The following is a 17,351-nucleotide window of genomic DNA, read 5'->3' on the forward strand; positions in this document are numbered from 1 at the left end:
GATCTTGCCAGGCACGTGAAGGCACGTTGGCTGGCATGCTGGGGTGAACGCGTGTTCAGGTCGTGGTGATGTTCGTTCAATGCCTGTCCGTGGGGCCCGGTCAGCGTAGCGGCTCGCCGTAGCTATAGGTGCCCGAGCTGCAGGCCGTGAGCAGGTCGGCGCGCTTCAACGCGGCTGGCTGGTGGGGTGTGCCGGCTGGGTGGCTGCCAGGCTGGTCAGGAGCTTGAGCCGCTCTTCGGAGGTGCTGCCCGGTTCCGCGGTGTAGATGGTGAGGTCGTACACTGTCCGGCTGGAGATGGGCAGGTCGAGGGACTGGTAGGTCAGCTCCAGGTCGCCGACCTGCGGGTGCCGCAGCCGCTTGCCGCCGGCGTGGCGGATGCGCACGTCGTGGGCGGCCCACTGGCCGCGAAACGCGGTGCTGAGCGTGGACAGCTCGCCGACGAGGTCGCGTAGCGCCCGGTCGTGGGGCTCGCGTCCGGCCTCGGCGCGCAGCAGCGCGGCGCTGACGGCGGTGGCCGCGTCCCAGTCGACGAAGAACCGCTGGGAGCCCGGGTCGAGGAAGATGTAGCGGGCGAGGTTGGCGCGGCCGTGCCGTGTGGTGGCAGGGCTGTCGAAGACCGGCGCGAGTAGGGCCCGGGCCAGTGCATTGTGGGTGACGAGGTCCTGGCGGCCGTTGCGTACGAACGCCGCCGACATCGTCATGGAGTCCAGCAGCCACTGGACGCGCGGCGGGACCTGGACGTCCTTGCGGCGCGAAGGTGCGCGGCGGGCGGGCCGGGCGGCGTGGGCCAGGTCGAACAAGTAGGTGCGTTCGTCCTGGTCCAGGCGAAGGGCCTGGGCGACCGCGTCGAGTACCTCTTCCGATACGCCGCTGATGTGGCCCTTCTCCAGCCGGGTGTACCACTCGGTGCTCACACCGGCCAGCACCGCGACCTCCTCGCGGCGCAGCCCGGGGACCCGGCGCCGACCGCCGGTGGGCAGCCCGACCTGCTCCGGGGTGAGCTTCGCGCGCCGGATGGCGAGGAAGTCCCGGATCTGGGCACGGTGGTCGGGCCGGTCGTCCATGCCCCCCACGGTAACCGCAGGGTTCGCGCAGGCGCCGACGGTAAGGGGGTTGAGCTTATCCCCCCTATAAATGCGCTCTGTCTCGCGCCCGGCCAGGCGGGTTTCCTGGGATCAGCGAATCGAACGCGACCTGCGACACGGAGATGGACCCTGTCCGACCAGCTTTTGTCGTGGTGATCGGGCCGCCCACCACCGTCGACGCCCTCCTGTGATGCACCACCAGGACCTCCAGCACCCGGGAGTATGACCATGACCGGCAAGACCGTACTGATCACCGGCGCGACCAGCGGCATCGGCGCCCACACCGCACGACTGCTCCTCGACCGCGGCCACCGCGTGGCCGTCACCGGCCGCGACGAGACCAAACTCAAGTCCTTCCTCGACGAGACCGGCCACCCCGACCGGCTGCTCGGCATTATCGCCGACGCCGCCGACTGGCCGGCCACCCACGCCGCCGTGACCCGCACCGTGGCACACTTCGGCGGCCTGCACGCCGCGGTGGCCAACGCCGGCTTCATCCCCGCCGACCACCCGCGCACCATCGCCGACGGCGACCCGGAACTGTGGGCGCCCATGGTCCTCACCAACGTCCTCGGCCCCGCCCTGCTGGCCAACGCCGCCCTGCCTCACCTCGAGACCACGGGCGGGCGGCTGGTGCTCATCGGCAGCGTCGCCGGCCTGAAGAACAGCCCCGCCAACCTCTACTCCGCCACCAAATGGGCCGTCACCGGCATGGCCGAGAACCTGCGGATGTACGCCACCAGCCGCGGCGTCGGCGTCACGCTCGTCAACCCCGGCATGACCGACACCGCCTTCTGGCAAGGCGGCGTCCCGCCCTTCGCCCTGTCCCCCGAGCCCGTCGCCGAGGCCATCTGCTTCGCCCTCGGCCAACCGGCCGACGTCGACCTCAACACCCTGACCATCCGGCCGGTCGGCCAGCCCGTCTGAGGCAGATCTGACACCCGGTGGCATCGCAGCCGGTCGTGAGCCGTGATGTTCGCATCGGAAGCGAGACAGCCACCCCGGCAGGCGGCCAGAGATCTCCTGGTCACGCCTGCGGATAGTCCGGCTCCAGTTCCACCGCATGAATCTCACTGCAAAGGAGAAGTCCATGAAACGCATCACCAAACGCGCGGCCGTGGCCACTCTGGCGTCCGTCGCGGTGACGGCCTCACTTACCGTCGCCCTCCCGACGGCGGCGTACGCGATCAATGAGGTCCCGTGCGCCGGCCGGACCGACCTCGTGCGCGCCACAATCCACGCAACCGGCAGCTCGTCGACCGACTACTGTTACGCCAACGCCGGAGAGGATATGTACGCCCTGAACATCTGGTGGGTCACCCGGATCTCTACCGGTAACAACCGCGTCCAGTGGTACGGGGACGGAAGGTGGCAGCCGGCTCAGCCGATCCCGCAGTGGACCGTGTTCACCTGGCCGAACCATCCCGGTGGGGTCCGCATCCAGGGGATCAGGATCGTCTGAACTGCCGGCGATATCGGGGCGGCGGTCCTGCCCGATCGCCGCTCCGGCCGGCAAGGCCCCGGGGCACAGCCCCGGGAAAGCCGGGCTCCCACATTGAGGTCGCGAGTTCGCGTTACCGCCACTGACATCAACGCGGACGAAACCAGCGTGTCCCAGGTCGGGGTGCGGGCCGGCGTCTGATCCTTGCCGGTCAGCCAGATCGCGTAAGCGATGTCCTCGCCGAACTTCCACACCAGGTCGCGGCGGATGTCGGCGAGGTCGGGGTCGCTGTCGGTGGGCCGGGAGGGCTTGCGTCGCCACCAGTTCATGGTGTCGATGCTGGCATCCGCCCGGCCCGGTACGGGCCGTCTTCTGTCGATCTCGGCGTTACTGGGAGGCGGGCGCCCGCCCGGTCTGCTCCTGCCCGCCGAGCGGCAGGCGCTTGGCCACATCCAGCCGCACCTCGCCGTAGGGCTGGACGTGCTGCCAGAACAAGGGCGTCAGGCCGCGCCGGTCGGCGGGCTTGAGCAGCTTGACCCACTCGGGGTCGGCCAGGACGTCTTGCAGCATCAGGGTGTTGATGTAGACGAGAGCGGCCTGCAGGATGCGCAGGCACAGCACGGTCATCTCCAGTTCCTCGCGCCGGTTGGTGGCGATGTCGCCGCCCTTCCCGTAGAGGATGACCGAGTTGGCGCCGTTGGAGGCCTCCACCACGTTCAGCCCTTCCTGGATCTCGCGCTGGAGTTCGCGCAGGCGCAGGTAGCGGGCGACGAAGATGGTCTTCTGCGCGCGGCCGACCTCCAGCATGGCCTGGTAGACCGGGTGGGAGGCGGACTCGGTGAACCGGCGCAGGATCGCCTCAGTGGAGGCGGTGCGCTGTTTGATCGCGGTCGCGTACTTGATCATCTGGCCGTAGTTCTGCTCGATGAGCTCCCAGCGGATCGGCCGGGTCATCGCCGGTGTCAGCCGCGGGAACCGGTCGCTTTCGCCGGTCTCGACGCGGTAGAGCTTGACCTTGTTGATCTGCTTGATGCGCGGCAGCAGGTCGAACCCCAGCAGCCGGGTCACGCCAAAGCCGATCTCGGTCTGGCCGTGGGAGTCGACGTAGTTGCCCTCGACCTTCATGGTGGTGCCGTGCCGGACCGCGCCCTCGATCATCGCGTGGACTTCCGAGGCCGAGGCGCGCAGGGTCTGGGAGTGCACGACCATCGACCCGCGCTCGATGTGCCAGTAGATGAGGATGCCGCGGCCCCCGTACCGGGAGTGCCACTCGGTGAAGACGTTCTGGTCGTAGGCGCGCACGTGCGTGGAGTCGGAGGCGACGGTGGTGGTCGCCTCGCCCCACAGCGCGGTGTCGCGGGCGGTGAAGGTCGCGTTCGCGATGGCGATCGCGATGTCCGCGGCGACCTGCGGGGTCAGGTAGCGACGCCGCACGTAGCGGATGTCGTCCTCGCTGTGGGCGTGCCCGCCGGCGGCGACCGCCCGGATCCCGGTGTTGGTGCCGTACCCGAAGATCGCCAGCATCAGCCGCTCGGCCAACACCTCCGGCGCCAGGCTAGAGGTGCCCGCCACCGAGGTGACTGCGTTCAGGCAGCCGGTGCGCAGCACCGCCTCCTTGAGCATGTCGATCAGCGGCACCGAACCCCAGCGGCGTCCCACCTCGTTCTTGATCTTGCGTAGGTTCCGCGGCTCCTCTGCCGGGCCGATCTTCGTCAGCTTGATCGCACCGGACTTGCGGTCCTTGATCTCCACCCAGTCCAGCGTGGGCAGCGCGGTGTCCAGCGCCTCCAGCTCGGCGCGCATCTCGGCTTTCAACTCGGCGATGAACACCGCCGGGTCCAGCGGCTTGCGCAGCTCGGCGTAGTTGGTCACGCGACGGGCGGCGAAATCGGCGGGCAGGTCCTCCTCCGGGTCGCGGAAGGAGCCCGCGCCGACCACCCAGATCTCCTTGCACCGCAGTGCCTCGCGCAGCGCCTGGAAGGTGACGATCTCGTACACCATCCGCACCACCCGCCGGCGGCCGCGCTTGTCGCGCTTGAACACCAGGTCCTCCCAGGCCCCGGCGGTGCCGCGATGCTCAGGCACCCGCTCGCCGCGCGGGTAGTAGGTGGTGTTGCCCGCCTTGGCATACCGCTTGACCAGCTCCAACGCCTCGATCACCGGCTGGTAGGCGGTGTTGTTGCTCTTGAACTCCAAGGCGTCCAGCAACGCGATCAACCCGCGCCGGTAGTGGTTGGTGTAGGAGGCGCGCAGCGTGGTCTGCACCGTGGTGCGGTAGGCCGGGCCCTTGGTCTTGAACTCGTACACCAAGTCCTTCAGCGTCTGCTCACCACCGGTCACCGCCGGGAAGATGACCGCGCGGACCGGATCGTCGGGATGCCCGAGCGCGGCGTCGGCGACCTGGAACAGGATGTTCTCCTTGCCGGTCACCCGCTTGAACGCGTTGATCAGCTCCTTGGTCACCTTGCTGTCGGCACGCGCCTTGATCCGATGCACGGTCGCGATCAGCAACTCCACCAGCGTGTCGGTGATCTCCCGCTCCCGCTCGCAGACCAGCGCCGCCAACAACAGCACCGTCAGCTCACGCGGATGCGTGCGCATGTGCGACGGAGCCTCCACCGCCGCCCGCGTCCGCCAGGCCGCCAGCACCTTCGGCGCCACATCGGCGAACAACCCCGGCGGCAACCCAATCGACCGCACTGCCTCCAGCTTGCGGATCTCGGTCATCATCGACTCCAGACTCACATTCCCCGGAGCCGACTTGATCAGCGCCAGCAGTCCCGAAGAACCGCCGTCCTCATCCTCCGCCGCCTCACTCGGCGCCGTCTCTTCCCCGTCCTCGTCGTTCTGGTCCTCGCTCTCCTTGTCGATGCCAACCAGGGCGTAGATGCGCCTGGTGGTATCCCCACTCAACTGAGAGGCGATCCGCACCGACCAGGTGACCTCCGCGCTGTGCAGGGCCGAGGCCGCAATCCGCGAGATCCGCCCCATGGTCGGCGGCTCGATCCGCTCCTGACGCAGATGCTTGAGCAGCTCCTCCCGAACCCGCTCGGGCCGACGCTCGGCGTGGGCGACGTTCTCGGCCAGCCACACCGTGACCTTGTCCGCGTCCGCAGTCGAGCAGACCCGAAACCCCAGGTGCGTCCGGATCTGCCCCCGGTGGTACTCGATCGTGGAACCAGACCACTCGTAGAAGCCGAACTCCGAGGCGGGCACCTGGACCTGCTTGGCCACATGCTCCACGACCTCGTCGGCCAGCTCCGAACGCCCTCGCGGGAACCGCACGTGCCGCGTATAGAATTTCAGCAAGATCGCGAAGCCGAGCCGGGTGGCGCCTCGCTTCCCGGCGATCAGCTCACGTTCCTCGTCCAGGACCGTCCAGTGCTCGACCAGCTCGTCGATGTGCATCGGGGGGTGCGTCATAGCCGCCCAGCATCGACCAGCCAAATCACAACAAGATCAACGCTGTTTGGGGCTCATGACACGGTTCTTACCGGCACCCCATGAACCCCTCCCGGAGCGGGTACGCGGCGACCAGTTCGGTCAGCTGGGCGACCAGCTCCGGCCGGGTTCGAGGGCGAGCGCGGCGAGCAGTGCACGCAGCCGAATCCCGGAACCTCCACCACGGCCCCATCATCGTTCCGGACCTCGAACGGCCCGATCAATCCGACTCGCACGTCAGCAATTGTGCCGAGCCGACGACGTGTATGGCCCACGCCGGCCGGGACGGCCTCGTAAGGCCCGGCATGATCGCCTGGCCGCGTACGCGGCGATGATCGACGGCAAGCCCCCGCAGTACATCGGCGGAATGTCGGTCATGATCTGTAGCGTCCCGGGCCATGGCTGATGCGGTGCTGGCGTACTCCTATGCGCGTTCCTCCGGGCTCGACCTGTCCTCAGGTCAGCTCGACCTGTCCACCTCCGGGGGCGTGACCCCCAGCGGGCCTGCCTGCCACCCCGCGTTCTTCAGCGGCCTGCTGACCCGGGCGGCGCCGGCGGCGGCCGGGCTGCTCGGGGTCGCCGACGTGGCCAGGGCCCGCTACTACGACGCCCGGCCCACCGGGATCGTTCGTGATCCGGTGGTGACGTGCAACGGTGACCGATTGCGCTTCGAGTCCTTCTCCGCCTGCGGCGGCGTCTACGCCCGGCTGGATGTCCTGCAGCAGGCGCTCGACGGCGAGGTCGTCGAGCTCGGCACCACCAACGTGGACGTCAACGACCCGCTGCGGCGGGCGCTGGTCCGGGTCGGCGGGAACGACCCTCTGCACCTGCGGGTCGGCGCCGAGGAACTGGTGGCCACCACGCTCGACGGCGCGGTGGTGGAGAAGAAGGTGCCGCTGCCGACGCGGTGGGTGCGGGGCTTCGCCGAGGTGCAGGTCATCGCCTCCGGGTTCGACCTGCGCGCGGAGTTGACCGGGCCGGAGGCGGTGCGATTCCTGCGGTCGCTGCCCAGGCGCGGGGTGCTGTGGGCGGTGCCCGCCGGCCGGTCGCTGCGGCTGTCGGCCCGTCCTGCGGCGGGCGCGATCTGCCTGCCCGGCCCCGATCGGCTGGCCACCCTGCTGCCTCTGCTGCGCTTCGCCGACGGGCTGCGGGTGTACGGCCCGGCCGTCCCGGCGCACGGGCTTGCGGTCGCGAGCGCCTGGGAGCTGGAGCTGCCCGGCATGCGCTACGTGTTGACCCTGTCGCCGGAGCCGCGTAGGGGATTTTCGGGGGAGGGCGCGGTGCTGGACGACCTGGCCACCGCGCACGCGGAGGAGGACGCCGACCTGGTCGGTGCGATGCTGGCGTTCGAGCCGCGCCTGGACGCCGATCTGCTGGCGGAACGGTGCGGGCTGCCCAGGGACCGGGTCCGCGCCGCGCTGACCCAGCTCGGTACGGCGGGCCGGGTCGGCTACGACGTGGCCGAGGCGGCGCACTTCCATCGGGAGCTGCCCTACGACCCGGGCCGGGTGGCGGCGATGAATCCCCGGCTGAAGGCGGCCCGGGACCTGGTGAGGCGAGGGGCCGTCCGGTTCACCGCTCCCGACACCGCGGTGGTGGGGGAGCGGCGGGTGCGGCTGACCCCGGGCGGCCCGGTCTGCACGTGCCCCTGGTACGCCGACTTCCGGGGCAGCCGCGGCCCGTGCAAGCACGTGCTGGCGGCCCAGCAGGTGCGCGACCAGGCCCAGACGGACCCGAAGGACGGCACGCGATGAGTCCCTGGACGGAGGTGACCGCCCGCATCGACGCGGGCGACGCCGGGAAGCTGGCGCCGTTCCTGGTGACGCTCGACGAGCACGGCCGGCGGGCGGTCGCCGATCGGCTGCCCGGATATCTGTCCGAGCGGCTGGCCAAGGGGTGGGAGGGCCAGCGCTGGGTGCAGGACCGGACGGACGCGTTCCGAATCGCGGGGGCGGCCTGCCTGAGGGGGGCCGCGCAGGTCGCGGCGTGGCTGAACCGGCGGGACCTGCGCTGGGTGCGCGAGCCCGAGGCCGACGCCGCCCGGATCCTGGCCCTGATCGGGGACCGGCCGGCCGCATGGCGTGAGGATCTGGCCGTTCGCCTGGTGCAGCGGTTGCGGCCGCCGTCGGGGTCCGCGTCAGGGCTGATGGCAAACGGTGTGCCGGGATGGGATCTGGCCGCGGGCCTGGTGCTGGAGACCGGCATCGAGCCACCGGACAACGACGCGTTCACCGCCGGATGGTTGTGGCGGCTGGTCAGGCGGCACTGGATGAACCAGGGCACGCCCGACGCGCTCGCCGGGGATGCGCTGCTCGGGCACCTGCTGCCCCGGGCGTTCCGCGCCGGAGGCGCCGCCCAGGCGTTGACCTGGGACGTCGGATGGAACGACGACAGGGGTGTCGTGGCCGCGCTGGTCACGCTCGCGGGGCAGGGCCGGGTGCCGCGGCAGGTGCTCGTCAGCGGGTGTGTGGAACGGTTCCTGGCGGGCGGGGAGGCTGGCGAGATCGCCCCGTTCGTGACCCTGTGGCGTGGTCTGCGGCCCGAGCCGGGGGAGATTCCCGCCGTCGAGTTCGTCCGGCTGCTGCCGTCGGCCGCGTCGCCGTTCGTCCAGCTCGCGCTGGAGGAGCTGGGCCGGCTCGACGAGGCGGGCCTGCTGGGTGACGAGCCGTTCGCCGAGGCGGTCGCGGCGCTGGCGTTCCGGCCGGAGAAGAAGTACGTCACGGCCGCGTTGCGCTGGATCGCCGGCGCGGCGCCGTCCAGGGCCGACGGTGTGCTGCCGGCGCTGGCGGCCGTGTTCGGCCAGGACACTCCCGCGCTGCGGGACCGGGCTGTGCGGCTGGCGGTCAAGTTCGCTCCGCACGCCTCCCGCCCGGCCCTGGACATGGTCCGTACGGCGGCCTGCCGGCTTCCCGCCGACCTGCGCGAGAAGATCGCGGCGGTCGCCGGTGCGGTGGAGGCCGCCGAGCCGCCGACGGTAACCCCGGCCACCCTGGCGGTGAACCCGCTGCCCGCCCTGCCGCCCCTGCTCACCTCGTCGGAGGACCTGGCCTGGGAACTGGAGGCGCTGCGGTGGCCGGACGGGCCGCCGCGGTTCGAGCGCATACTCGCCGCGCTGGTCGAGCTGACCCACCGCGACCGGGACGCCGTGGCACAGGCGCTGCGGCCGTGGTGGCACAAGCGCTGGCGGCAGCCGTTCGACCCGACCGTTTACGTGTACGGCATGAGCGGCTTCGATCGGAGCACGCACGCGCTGATGAGCCGTTGCGCGCTGGCGGTCGTCGCGCCCGCCGACAGCAGGAAGCTGTCGGCTCTGCTGGCGGACTACAGGCGTGGCCGGCCTGACTATGACTCGCCGATCCAGTTGCTGGTGCAGCGCCGGCTGCGGGAAGTCATGGAGATGCTGGAGGCGGGCCGCAGCGTGCCGGTGCTGCTGGCCGCACCGACGTCCCCCACCGGCCATGTCGACGCGGAGACGCTGATCGAGCGGATGGAGCGGCTGGAGCGGATGGAGGGTGCCGAGCCGCTTCAGGCCGACTTCCACCAGGCGCTGCTGCGGCTGCCGCGCGAGATCGACCCGAGGGCCGCCGTACGAGCCGAAGGGCTGACCTCGCGGGCGGGTCGCACGCTGGCGGATTGGCTGCGGCGGGGTGGGCTGCCCGACCCCGAGGTGACCGTCGGCATCGAGACGGCGCAGCGGCCGTACGCGCACTGGAACACCAGCCCGGACCACTACATCAGCGTGCGGGAGATGCACGTCCGGATCGCGCCGCCGGCCGGTGTTCCCGAGCCCGTCGCCGAACTCTGCACGGGGCCGGCGACGGGCCTGTACGGCGCGGGGGAGACGGTGTGGTGGCCGGCCGTCATGCCCTCCCACAGGGAGGTCGTCGCCGCCCACCTGCTGGAGACCCTGACCCTCGACATCGACAGCTCTGGCGGCGGGGGCGAGGTCCTCGCGGCGCTCGTTCACGGTGACGGCCCGGTCGGAGCGGCCACCGCGAGCGCGCTCGCCGTCGGAATGGGGAACAAGCACCCCGCACAGCGGAGCGCGGCCGTCGACGCCCTCGTCACCCTGACGGCGCGCGGGCAGCTGCCCGCCGCCGATCTCGGCCAGGCCGTCGCGCGGCTGGTCGACGCCGATCTGGTCAAGCTCAACCGGATCACCGCCGCCCTGGACGAGGCGACCGCGGCGGGCGCGCACACGGCTGTGTGGCGCACGCTCCTCATGGCACTGCCGCCCCTGCTTCCGCGCACAGGGGACAAGCCCCGTGCCGGGCTGGGGGAGTTGCTCGCGGTCGCGGTCAAGGCAGCCACCCTCAGCGGGGAACGTGCCGGGATTCCCGGGCTGGCCGAGGTGGCGGCGCGCGGGGGATCCAGCCGGCTGGTCCAGGAGGCCCGCCGTCTTCAGCAGCAGGTGAGCCGGTGAGCTTCTGGGCCGCGATCGTGAAGCGGGCCGGGCCGCCGGGCGAGTTGCCGGGCCGCATCAGGGCCGCGGATGCGGAAGGCGCCGCCGATCTACTCGAGCGCGCGGATGACGAGGCAAGGCGCGCGCTGGCCGGGCGCCTGCGGACGTTCGCCGCACAGGGCGGGTTCGGGAGAGGCTGGTGGGACGGCCCGCCGCATGACCCGCAGGCGCCCGCGCTGCGTGTGGCCGGCGCGGCCTGTTTCGACGACGCGGTCGAAGTCTCATATTGGCTGACCCGCCCCGAATGCGGTGAACACCGCCTCCCAGACGATTGGCTGGTGGCCCCTGCTCATGCCGTCCCACCGGGAGGTGATCACCGCCTGGATCCTGCCGCGACTGCCCCCGCTGATCAGATCCCGCCGGGCCGACCTGGCACCGCTGTACCGGCTGGCCTGCGGCCAGGGGCCGCTCGGCGCGGTGACCGCCGCCGCACTCGCCCACGGCCTTGCCTGTGAGGACGACGGCGCGCGGGGCATCGCGGTCGACGCGCTGCTGGTCCACGCCGCCCACGGCGACCTGAACGGTGGCGACCTCGGAGGATTCCTGTCCGTGCTCGTGGCGGCGGACATGGCCAGGCTCGGCCGCGCTGTCACCGCGCTCGCGGACGCCCTTGCGGCCGGTGCGCATGCCCAGGTCTGGGACGCCGTCGCACGCATGCTCACCGAGCTCCTCCCCGAAGCGGGGGAGCGACCCCGCACCGGCACGACCGACCTGCTCATCGTCGCCCCGACCGCCGCCTCCCTCACCGGCGTCCGCCTATGGATCCCACGGCTGGCCGCGGTCGCGCAGCGGACCGGCGGCAGCGCCTTCGTCAAACAGGCCCGGCGCCTCCATGCGCTGATCACCGCAGGGGAGGAGACGGCATGAGCCCGCGGGTGAGGTTCGCTCATCCTGCCCGGCGGGGAGTGGCTCCGCGCAGGTCTCGCATCCATCGTCAAGGGCTTCGGTGACTCTCACTGCGGGCGAACGGCGATCGATTCGGCGGAGAGCGTGACCTCGACGGTGATGCGCGGATTGTCCGGCTGCGGGAGGTGAAGCCCACGCTTGAACTCCTCCGCGTCGTCCGGCATCACCTTCGGCTGAACTGTGACCGTGACGTGGCCGGTCTCGTCATCCGGGTGCGCCATCAGCGTGGCCACCTCAGGACGGGATCGGAGCCAGGAGACGACCGTGTCCTGGGCCCGTCGGAGCTCCGCGGCCGAGAATCCCTTGCCTCCGATGAGGGTGACCTCCATGGGGAGGGTTCTGGCCAGCTCGATCGCGCGAGTCGGGATGGCGCCCTTGAAGCCGACGCGCAGCCCCCGCTGGTCGTCGACGTATCGGACGCCGGAGATCTCCTCGGGGAACTCCGCAGCAAGACTGTCGATCACCCGGCTGTCGGCCGACTGTGAGCCGAAGCGGTCGATGGCCTCCTCGTAGGAGATGCCCTCCGATTCGGCGATGGCCCCGAGATCGGCCAGCTCGGCGTAGGGAATGCCGTCGATCACCACGTCCGGATCGGTCACCGCAGGGTCGTAACCCTCGAAGTCCGTCGGCTTGGGCGACGAGGTAGCAGCCACCCGGGTCGCGTACCGCTTGACGACCTCCTCCAAGGGCCGGCCCGACGACGCCGCCTCTCGCTTGAGCCGCTCCAAGGTGGGCCGATGCACTTTCGGCTGGTCGGCCCGCGGCAACACGATCGTCTCGGTCCCGGCCACAGTGAGTACCGGACCAGCACCAGACTGGCCGCAGGCGCACAACGACGCGAGCACAGCGATGATGATCAAACGCGATCTCTGCATGTCCAAGGGACGCGCCACCGGCCTGGAGGGTTCATCCAGTACCGCGCTGTGGTGTCTTCTCGGGGTGTCGGAATCGGAATCAGACGGTTTCCCCACGGCCCTCCTCAAGTCACGCCCTGGAACGGCAACCCCTTCAATGGGATAACGGGCGGGTACGGACGCGAACGCGTCCTCCTCGCCGAGTGAGGCGGGTCAACGCGCGAAATCAGGGTCAGAGTCCGTTTTCGGGTGTCATTGCCAACGTGCCCGGTGGCGGCCAGGCCAAGGTGACCTGGCGTACGAGCAGGGAAGCGCCGGGCTTGTTGTCGGCGACCCCATCCCCGGATTCCCGGGCGAGGCGTACTTCGCGGTCCGGCGAGGCCGAGGTCGCGGTCTCCGAGGCCACGCCCAGACGGCCGCTCCACTCGTCGCTCCAGCCGGCCGCGTCGGCTCAAGCGGTTATGCGGTGAGCAGCAGGAAGCCGGCAACCAGCATCGGGTGCGAGCTTTATCCAGGCCTCACGTAGCTTTCATCGGCCCTCTGACAAAGTTTACTCATGTTAGCGCTATCTTTCACTGAGGCTGAAGGTTAAGGTCTGCATTCAAGACCCGGACACCTGCGACATATAGCCACATCCACCCCAGTTCACGCCGTCCCCCCACATCTCACAGCGAGGTGAACCTTTGTCTGTGCTGCCCTCGTCTCGTCCGAGCGCTCAACGAGGCCTGATTCTGCCGGGCCTTGCCGACACGCTGACCACCCTGTCGGGCTTCGCCTGTCCCGCGCGTGGGTCCGGCCCCGCCCCTGACCGGGCCGTGCCCCACGTGTCCACAGCGAGCGGATCGAGGAGGATCAATTGAGAATGCGACAGCAAAGGTCGCGTCACAGGCTGAGTCGCAAGGGTAGAGGTGTCGCGGGCCTGGCACTGGGTGCGCTTATCTCGGTCACGTTCGCGGCGACGCCCTCGCAGGCTGCCGAGGAGACGCTGAACGAGGGCCTGGTGCACCACTTCGCCCTCGACGAGACCGGTGGGACGACGCTGGTCAACTCGGGTAGCGCGGGCTCGGCGGCGAACGCCATGCTCGTGCATCCGGAGAAGGCGACCTTGACCGGCGATGGAGTCAGGTTCAACCCCGACTCCTACGAAAGCGCCCTCGACGGTGCGTACGTGGCGCTGCCGAACAATCTCACCGCCGGCATGTCGAACCTCACCGTCGACTATGACGTGTGGATCGACCCGGCGAACGTCGGCGAGCACCAGATGTGGAGCTTCGGCGCGAAGTCCGGCTCGTGCGACGTCGACACCGGCGCCCAGGGCTCCATCTTCGCGTCGAACACCCAGCGGTTCCGCGTCGCGGTGGGTTCGGCGAACCTCCAGCAGAACCGGGTCCGCATGCCCGAGGGGGCGTGGACGCACGTCACCTACACCCAGTCACTGAACGCGAACGGCACGAGCTGGACCGGCACGCTTTACCTCGACGGCGTGCTGCACGCGACGTCGACGAACCTGACCACGCCGCCGTCGGTGAACGCCGCGGGGACCAACTGCAACTTCCTCGCTCGCTCGCAGACGTCGGGCCACTACTCATTCCGCGGAACGCTCCGGGACTTCCGGGTCTACGACCGGGCAGTGAGCCTCGACGAGACACTCGCCCTGGCGAAGAAGACCGTCTCCGACGGCGTCCGCGCCGACGCCGCCGCCATCGACCTCGGCCTGACCAGCGCGATCGTGCACGACATCGTTCTGCCCAAGGTGGGCTCAGTGGCGGGCTCGGCCATCACGTGGACGAGTTCGGACCCGTCGGTCGTCGAGGTCTACACCCCGCCGGCCCTCCCCAGCGCACGCAAGGTCGCGGTGACCGGCAAGATCACCCGACCCGCGAAGGGGCAGCCCGACGCGAAGGCCACGCTCACGGCGACCGTCCGCAAGGGCGCCCAGGAGGTCACCACACGGGAGATCCCCGTCGTGGTGAAGGCCGAGTTCGACGACGCGCAGGCGGTCGACCGGGACACGTTCGACCTGTCCCTGTACGCCACCGACGACGTGCGCGGAAACATCGACCTTCCGGCAACCGGCGAGTTCGGATCCACGATCACCTGGAAGTCGAGCACCGAACTCGTCACCCCGAAGGGTGAGGTGACCCGCCCGGCCTTCGGCCGTGCGGATGTCGAGGCCGTCCTGACGGCGACCATCACCAAGGGCTCGGCCTCGAAGACGAAGTCGTTCCCGGTGACCATCACCGCCAAGCCCCGTTCCGAGGAGTACGAGCGGTACTTCCTGGGGTACTTCAAGGGCGAGGGGATCGCCGACGGCGAGCAGATCATGTTCGCGACGTCCAACGGAAACACCGCTCTGGACTGGACCGGTCTGACCGGAGGCCGGCCGTCGCTCATCTCCCAGCTGGGCGACCAGGGCCTTCGTGACCCGCACATCGTCCGCTCACCCGACGGCGACACGTTCTACATGATCGCCACCGACCTGAACTGGTACGACCAGGGCGGATACGCCATCAACGACACCCAGTACATCGAGGTGTTCGAGTCGCACGACCTCGTGCATTGGACTCCACAGCGGCACGTGAAAGTCGCGCCCGACAACGCGGGCAACGCCTTCGCACCCGAGTCGCTGTGGGTCGAGGAGATCGGCGCCTACGTCGTGTTCTGGGCACAGTCGCTGTGGAACGACCCCGTGAACCGCACCGGTCAGGGCAACGCGCAGATGTGGTACGCCACGACGCGCGACTTCCAGACGTTCTCCGCTCCCAAGGTCTGGCAGAACCCGGCCCCTCTGTCGCGGATCGACACGACCGCGATCCGGGTCGGTGACCACTACTACCGCGTGACCAAGAACGAGGCCGGCAACCAGGGCTCGGACATCTTCTCGGAGAAGCACACCGACTTCCTGGACAGCAACATCAACAACTGGACGTTGGTCGCTCCGGCTCTGGGGCGCACGACGTGGGTCGCCAACCAGGGATACGAGGGGCCGATCATCTTCAAGGCCAACCCTGGTGACACCTCCTGCCCCGGCCAGTTCTACCTCTGGGGTGACCGGTACACGAACGGTGGTGGATACCAGGCCGCGTGCCACGCCGACATCGAGGCTCCGACCTGGAACGCCAAGGCGATCACGATGACCAACGCGGGCGTCGCCCGTCCGCGTCACGGCACCGTGACCCCGATCACCCTCCGCGAGTGGAACGACATCCGCAAGATCCCGAACAGCGACGTCACGACCACCGCTGAGGTGGCTGTCGAGCCGTACGCGAGCGGGGCCGAGACGACCACGGCCACCGCCACGGTCAAGGCGGCCGACGGTTTCGAGACCGGCGGTCAGGTGCGGTTCAGCGTCGGCTCGTGGTCGAAGCTCGCCTACCTGGAGGACGGCGCGGCCACGGTCACGCTGCCGGCGGGTCTGCCTGCCGGCACCCGGACGGTCAAGGCCGAGTACCTCGGCTTCGACTACCTGAAGGCGTCGGAAGCTGCGGCGTCATTCACGGTGCCGGCCGCTCCGGAGCTCGCGCTGACCGTGACCGCCACCGCCCGCTGCGTGGGCACCACGGCGTACGTGGCCGTGACCGCGGTCAACAACGCCGCCGTGCCGGCGAACGTGACGCTGACCACCCCATACGGTTCGAAGGCCGTGGCCGACGTCGCCCAAGGCAAGCAGGCCTACCAGTCCTTCAGCACCAGGGCCGGGCAGATCGCCACGGGCAGTGCGACCGTGACGGCGACCGCGACGATCGATGGCCGGCAGGTCACCTCGACCTACAACCCCTCCTACACCGCGATCAACTGCGCCTAACCTAACCGGCCACGGTGCATTTCCGCTGCCTGGGCGGGTCGGCGAGCTCATCCTCGTCGGCCCGCCCAGTTGTCGTGGGGCACTTCGGAACCCGGCCGCGACGCCGGTGGGCCGGCCGCCGACGGCCGCAGAGCTGAAGGGCGCCATGGGCTCATTCGCCTGCACAGCTTCGAGCCGGTGCGAGCCTGGCCGTCGCCCTCGATCCGGCGCAGCGCCTCGACGGCGCCCTGAGCGCCGATGCCGGGGCGGCGTCGAGACGGCGGATTCGATCGCGAGCGAAATCACGAGTGCGGCTTGACGAATTCCTCACCGGCGTGGAATTCTGATTGCGGGATAGAGGTTGACTGGCTCGATATTGATGGACTTTCGTTTGCCTTTTGGTTTATGCTGCCCTTCCATCGTGCTCGCCCTCGGCATCCCACTCCTTCGTTTCGGCTGTGATGTCGTTCGGCGCGCGTGTCGTCAGTCCGCCATCCCCCGGAAGGACATCTGTTGGCAGCCTCGCGCAACGCCTCCGCCGTACCCGCCGGTCCCCGCCGCGTCTCCTTCTCGCGCATCCGGGAGCCGCTCGAAGTGCCCGACCTCCTCGCCCTGCAGACCGAGTCCTTCGACTGGCTGGTGGGGAACGAGAGATGGAAGGGCCGGGTCGAGGCGGCTCGCCAGGCCGGGCGCAAGGACATTCCGCCCCAATCAGGTCTCGAAGAGATCTTCGAGGAGATCAGTCCCATCGAGGACTTCTCCGGAACCATGTCCCTGTCGTTCCGGGACCACAGGTTCGAGCCGCCCAAGTACTCAGTCGATGAGTGCAAAGACAAGGACATGACCTACTCCGCCCCGATGTTCGTCACGGCGGAGTTCATCAACAACACCACAGGTGAGATCAAGAGCCAGACGGTGTTCATGGGCGACTTCCCGCTCATGACGTCGAAGGGCACGTTCATCGTCAACGGCACCGAGCGTGTCGTGGTCTCCCAGCTCGTCCGGTCGCCCGGGGTGTACTTCGAGCGGAATCCCGACAAGACCTCCGACAAGGACCTCTACGGGTGCAAGGTCATCCCCTCCAGGGGTGCCTGGCTGGAGTTCGAGATCGACAAGCGGGACAGCGTCGGCGTGCGCGTCGACCGCAAGCGCAAGCAGCCGGTCACCGTGCTGCTGAAGGCGCTCGGCTGGACCAACGACCAGATCCTGGAGCGTTTCGGCCAGTACGAGTCGATGCGGGCGACCCTGGAGAAGGACCACACCTCCGGCCAGGACGATGCGCTGCTGGACATCTACCGCAAGCTGCGTCCGGGTGAGCCGCCGACCAAGGAGTCGGCGCAGGCGTTGCTGGAGAACCTGTACTTCAACCCGAAGCGC

The 17,351-nt window shown here is 69.6% G+C and carries 9 protein-coding genes and 1 pseudogene; 7 read left to right on the forward strand and 3 right to left on the reverse strand.

Annotation, left to right across the window (positions count from 1 at the left end; translation table 11 throughout):
• Positions 1-165: 165 nt before the first annotated feature.
• Positions 166-1,065, reverse strand: coding sequence for a helix-turn-helix transcriptional regulator (locus tag AB0J39_RS22315; protein WP_363467773.1), 900 nt, complete (start codon positions 1,063-1,065; stop codon positions 166-168).
• A 249-nt stretch (positions 1,066-1,314) separates the two neighbouring features.
• Between AB0J39_RS22315 and AB0J39_RS22320 the strand changes: the two genes are divergently transcribed.
• On the forward strand, positions 1,315-2,013 hold the full coding sequence (locus AB0J39_RS22320) for an SDR family NAD(P)-dependent oxidoreductase (protein ID WP_363467775.1): 699 nt from the start codon (positions 1,315-1,317) through the stop codon (positions 2,011-2,013).
• 163 nt (positions 2,014-2,176) lie between these two features.
• Positions 2,177-2,548 (forward strand): beta/gamma crystallin domain-containing protein, encoded by a 372-nt coding sequence (locus tag AB0J39_RS22325; protein ID WP_363467777.1) that lies wholly within the window; start codon positions 2,177-2,179, stop codon positions 2,546-2,548.
• A gap of 366 nt (positions 2,549-2,914) precedes the next feature.
• Here AB0J39_RS22325 and AB0J39_RS22330 read toward each other — a convergent pair whose 3' ends face one another.
• On the reverse strand, positions 2,915-5,950 hold the full coding sequence (locus AB0J39_RS22330) for a Tn3 family transposase (RefSeq protein ID WP_363467779.1): 3,036 nt from the start codon (positions 5,948-5,950) through the stop codon (positions 2,915-2,917).
• A gap of 416 nt (positions 5,951-6,366) precedes the next feature.
• Between AB0J39_RS22330 and AB0J39_RS22335 the strand changes: the two genes are divergently transcribed.
• The 3 genes from AB0J39_RS22335 to AB0J39_RS22345 all read left to right on the forward strand — a co-directional run bounded on the left by AB0J39_RS22335 (position 6,367) and on the right by AB0J39_RS22345 (position 11,297).
• Positions 6,367-7,722, forward strand: a complete 1,356-nt coding sequence (locus AB0J39_RS22335) for an SWIM zinc finger family protein (protein WP_363467782.1) — start codon at positions 6,367-6,369, stop codon at positions 7,720-7,722.
• Positions 7,719-10,391, forward strand: a complete 2,673-nt coding sequence (locus tag AB0J39_RS22340; protein WP_363467785.1) for a DUF6493 family protein — start codon at positions 7,719-7,721, stop codon at positions 10,389-10,391. The genes AB0J39_RS22335 and AB0J39_RS22340 overlap by 4 nt, the downstream gene beginning before the upstream one ends.
• A gap of 330 nt (positions 10,392-10,721) precedes the next feature.
• Complete coding sequence (locus AB0J39_RS22345; RefSeq protein WP_363467787.1) at positions 10,722-11,297, forward strand: hypothetical protein; 576 nt, start codon at positions 10,722-10,724, stop codon at positions 11,295-11,297.
• Between the two features lie 86 nt (positions 11,298-11,383).
• Here the strand turns inward: AB0J39_RS22345 and AB0J39_RS22350 are convergent, their stop codons facing one another.
• The gene (locus AB0J39_RS22350; protein WP_363467789.1) at positions 11,384-12,307 is read right to left on the reverse strand and encodes a hypothetical protein; all 924 of its coding nucleotides are present in this window, start codon (positions 12,305-12,307) and stop codon (positions 11,384-11,386) included.
• A 745-nt stretch (positions 12,308-13,052) separates the two neighbouring features.
• Between AB0J39_RS22350 and AB0J39_RS22355 the strand changes: the two genes are divergently transcribed.
• Both AB0J39_RS22355 and AB0J39_RS22360 read left to right on the forward strand, forming a co-directional pair.
• Positions 13,053-15,995, forward strand: a complete 2,943-nt coding sequence (locus AB0J39_RS22355; RefSeq protein WP_363467791.1) for an immunoglobulin-like domain-containing protein — start codon at positions 13,053-13,055, stop codon at positions 15,993-15,995.
• 492 nt (positions 15,996-16,487) lie between these two features.
• Positions 16,488-17,351, forward strand: a pseudogene (locus AB0J39_RS22360) (DNA-directed RNA polymerase subunit beta); the annotation flags it as partial.

Origin of the sequence: Microbispora sp. NPDC049633 (assembly GCF_040675265.1) — a bacterium.
Classification (GTDB): Bacteria; Actinomycetota; Actinomycetes; order Streptosporangiales; family Streptosporangiaceae; genus Microbispora; species Microbispora maris.

Excerpts from the sequence above, each read along its gene's own strand:
- AB0J39_RS22315 (WP_363467773.1), bottom strand. The coding sequence starts at position 1,065 with ATGGACGACCGGCCCGACCACCGTGCCCAGATCCGGGACTTCCTCGCC.
- AB0J39_RS22320 (WP_363467775.1), top strand. The coding sequence starts at position 1,315 with ATGACCGGCAAGACCGTACTGATCACCGGCGCGACCAGCGGCATCGGC.
- AB0J39_RS22325 (WP_363467777.1), top strand. The coding sequence starts at position 2,177 with ATGAAACGCATCACCAAACGCGCGGCCGTGGCCACTCTGGCGTCCGTC.
- AB0J39_RS22330 (WP_363467779.1), bottom strand. The coding sequence starts at position 5,950 with ATGACGCACCCCCCGATGCACATCGACGAGCTGGTCGAGCACTGGACG.
- AB0J39_RS22335 (WP_363467782.1), top strand. The coding sequence starts at position 6,367 with ATGGCTGATGCGGTGCTGGCGTACTCCTATGCGCGTTCCTCCGGGCTC.
- AB0J39_RS22340 (WP_363467785.1), top strand. The coding sequence starts at position 7,719 with ATGAGTCCCTGGACGGAGGTGACCGCCCGCATCGACGCGGGCGACGCC.
- AB0J39_RS22345 (WP_363467787.1), top strand. The coding sequence starts at position 10,722 with ATGCCGTCCCACCGGGAGGTGATCACCGCCTGGATCCTGCCGCGACTG.
- AB0J39_RS22355 (WP_363467791.1), top strand. The coding sequence starts at position 13,053 with ATGCGACAGCAAAGGTCGCGTCACAGGCTGAGTCGCAAGGGTAGAGGT.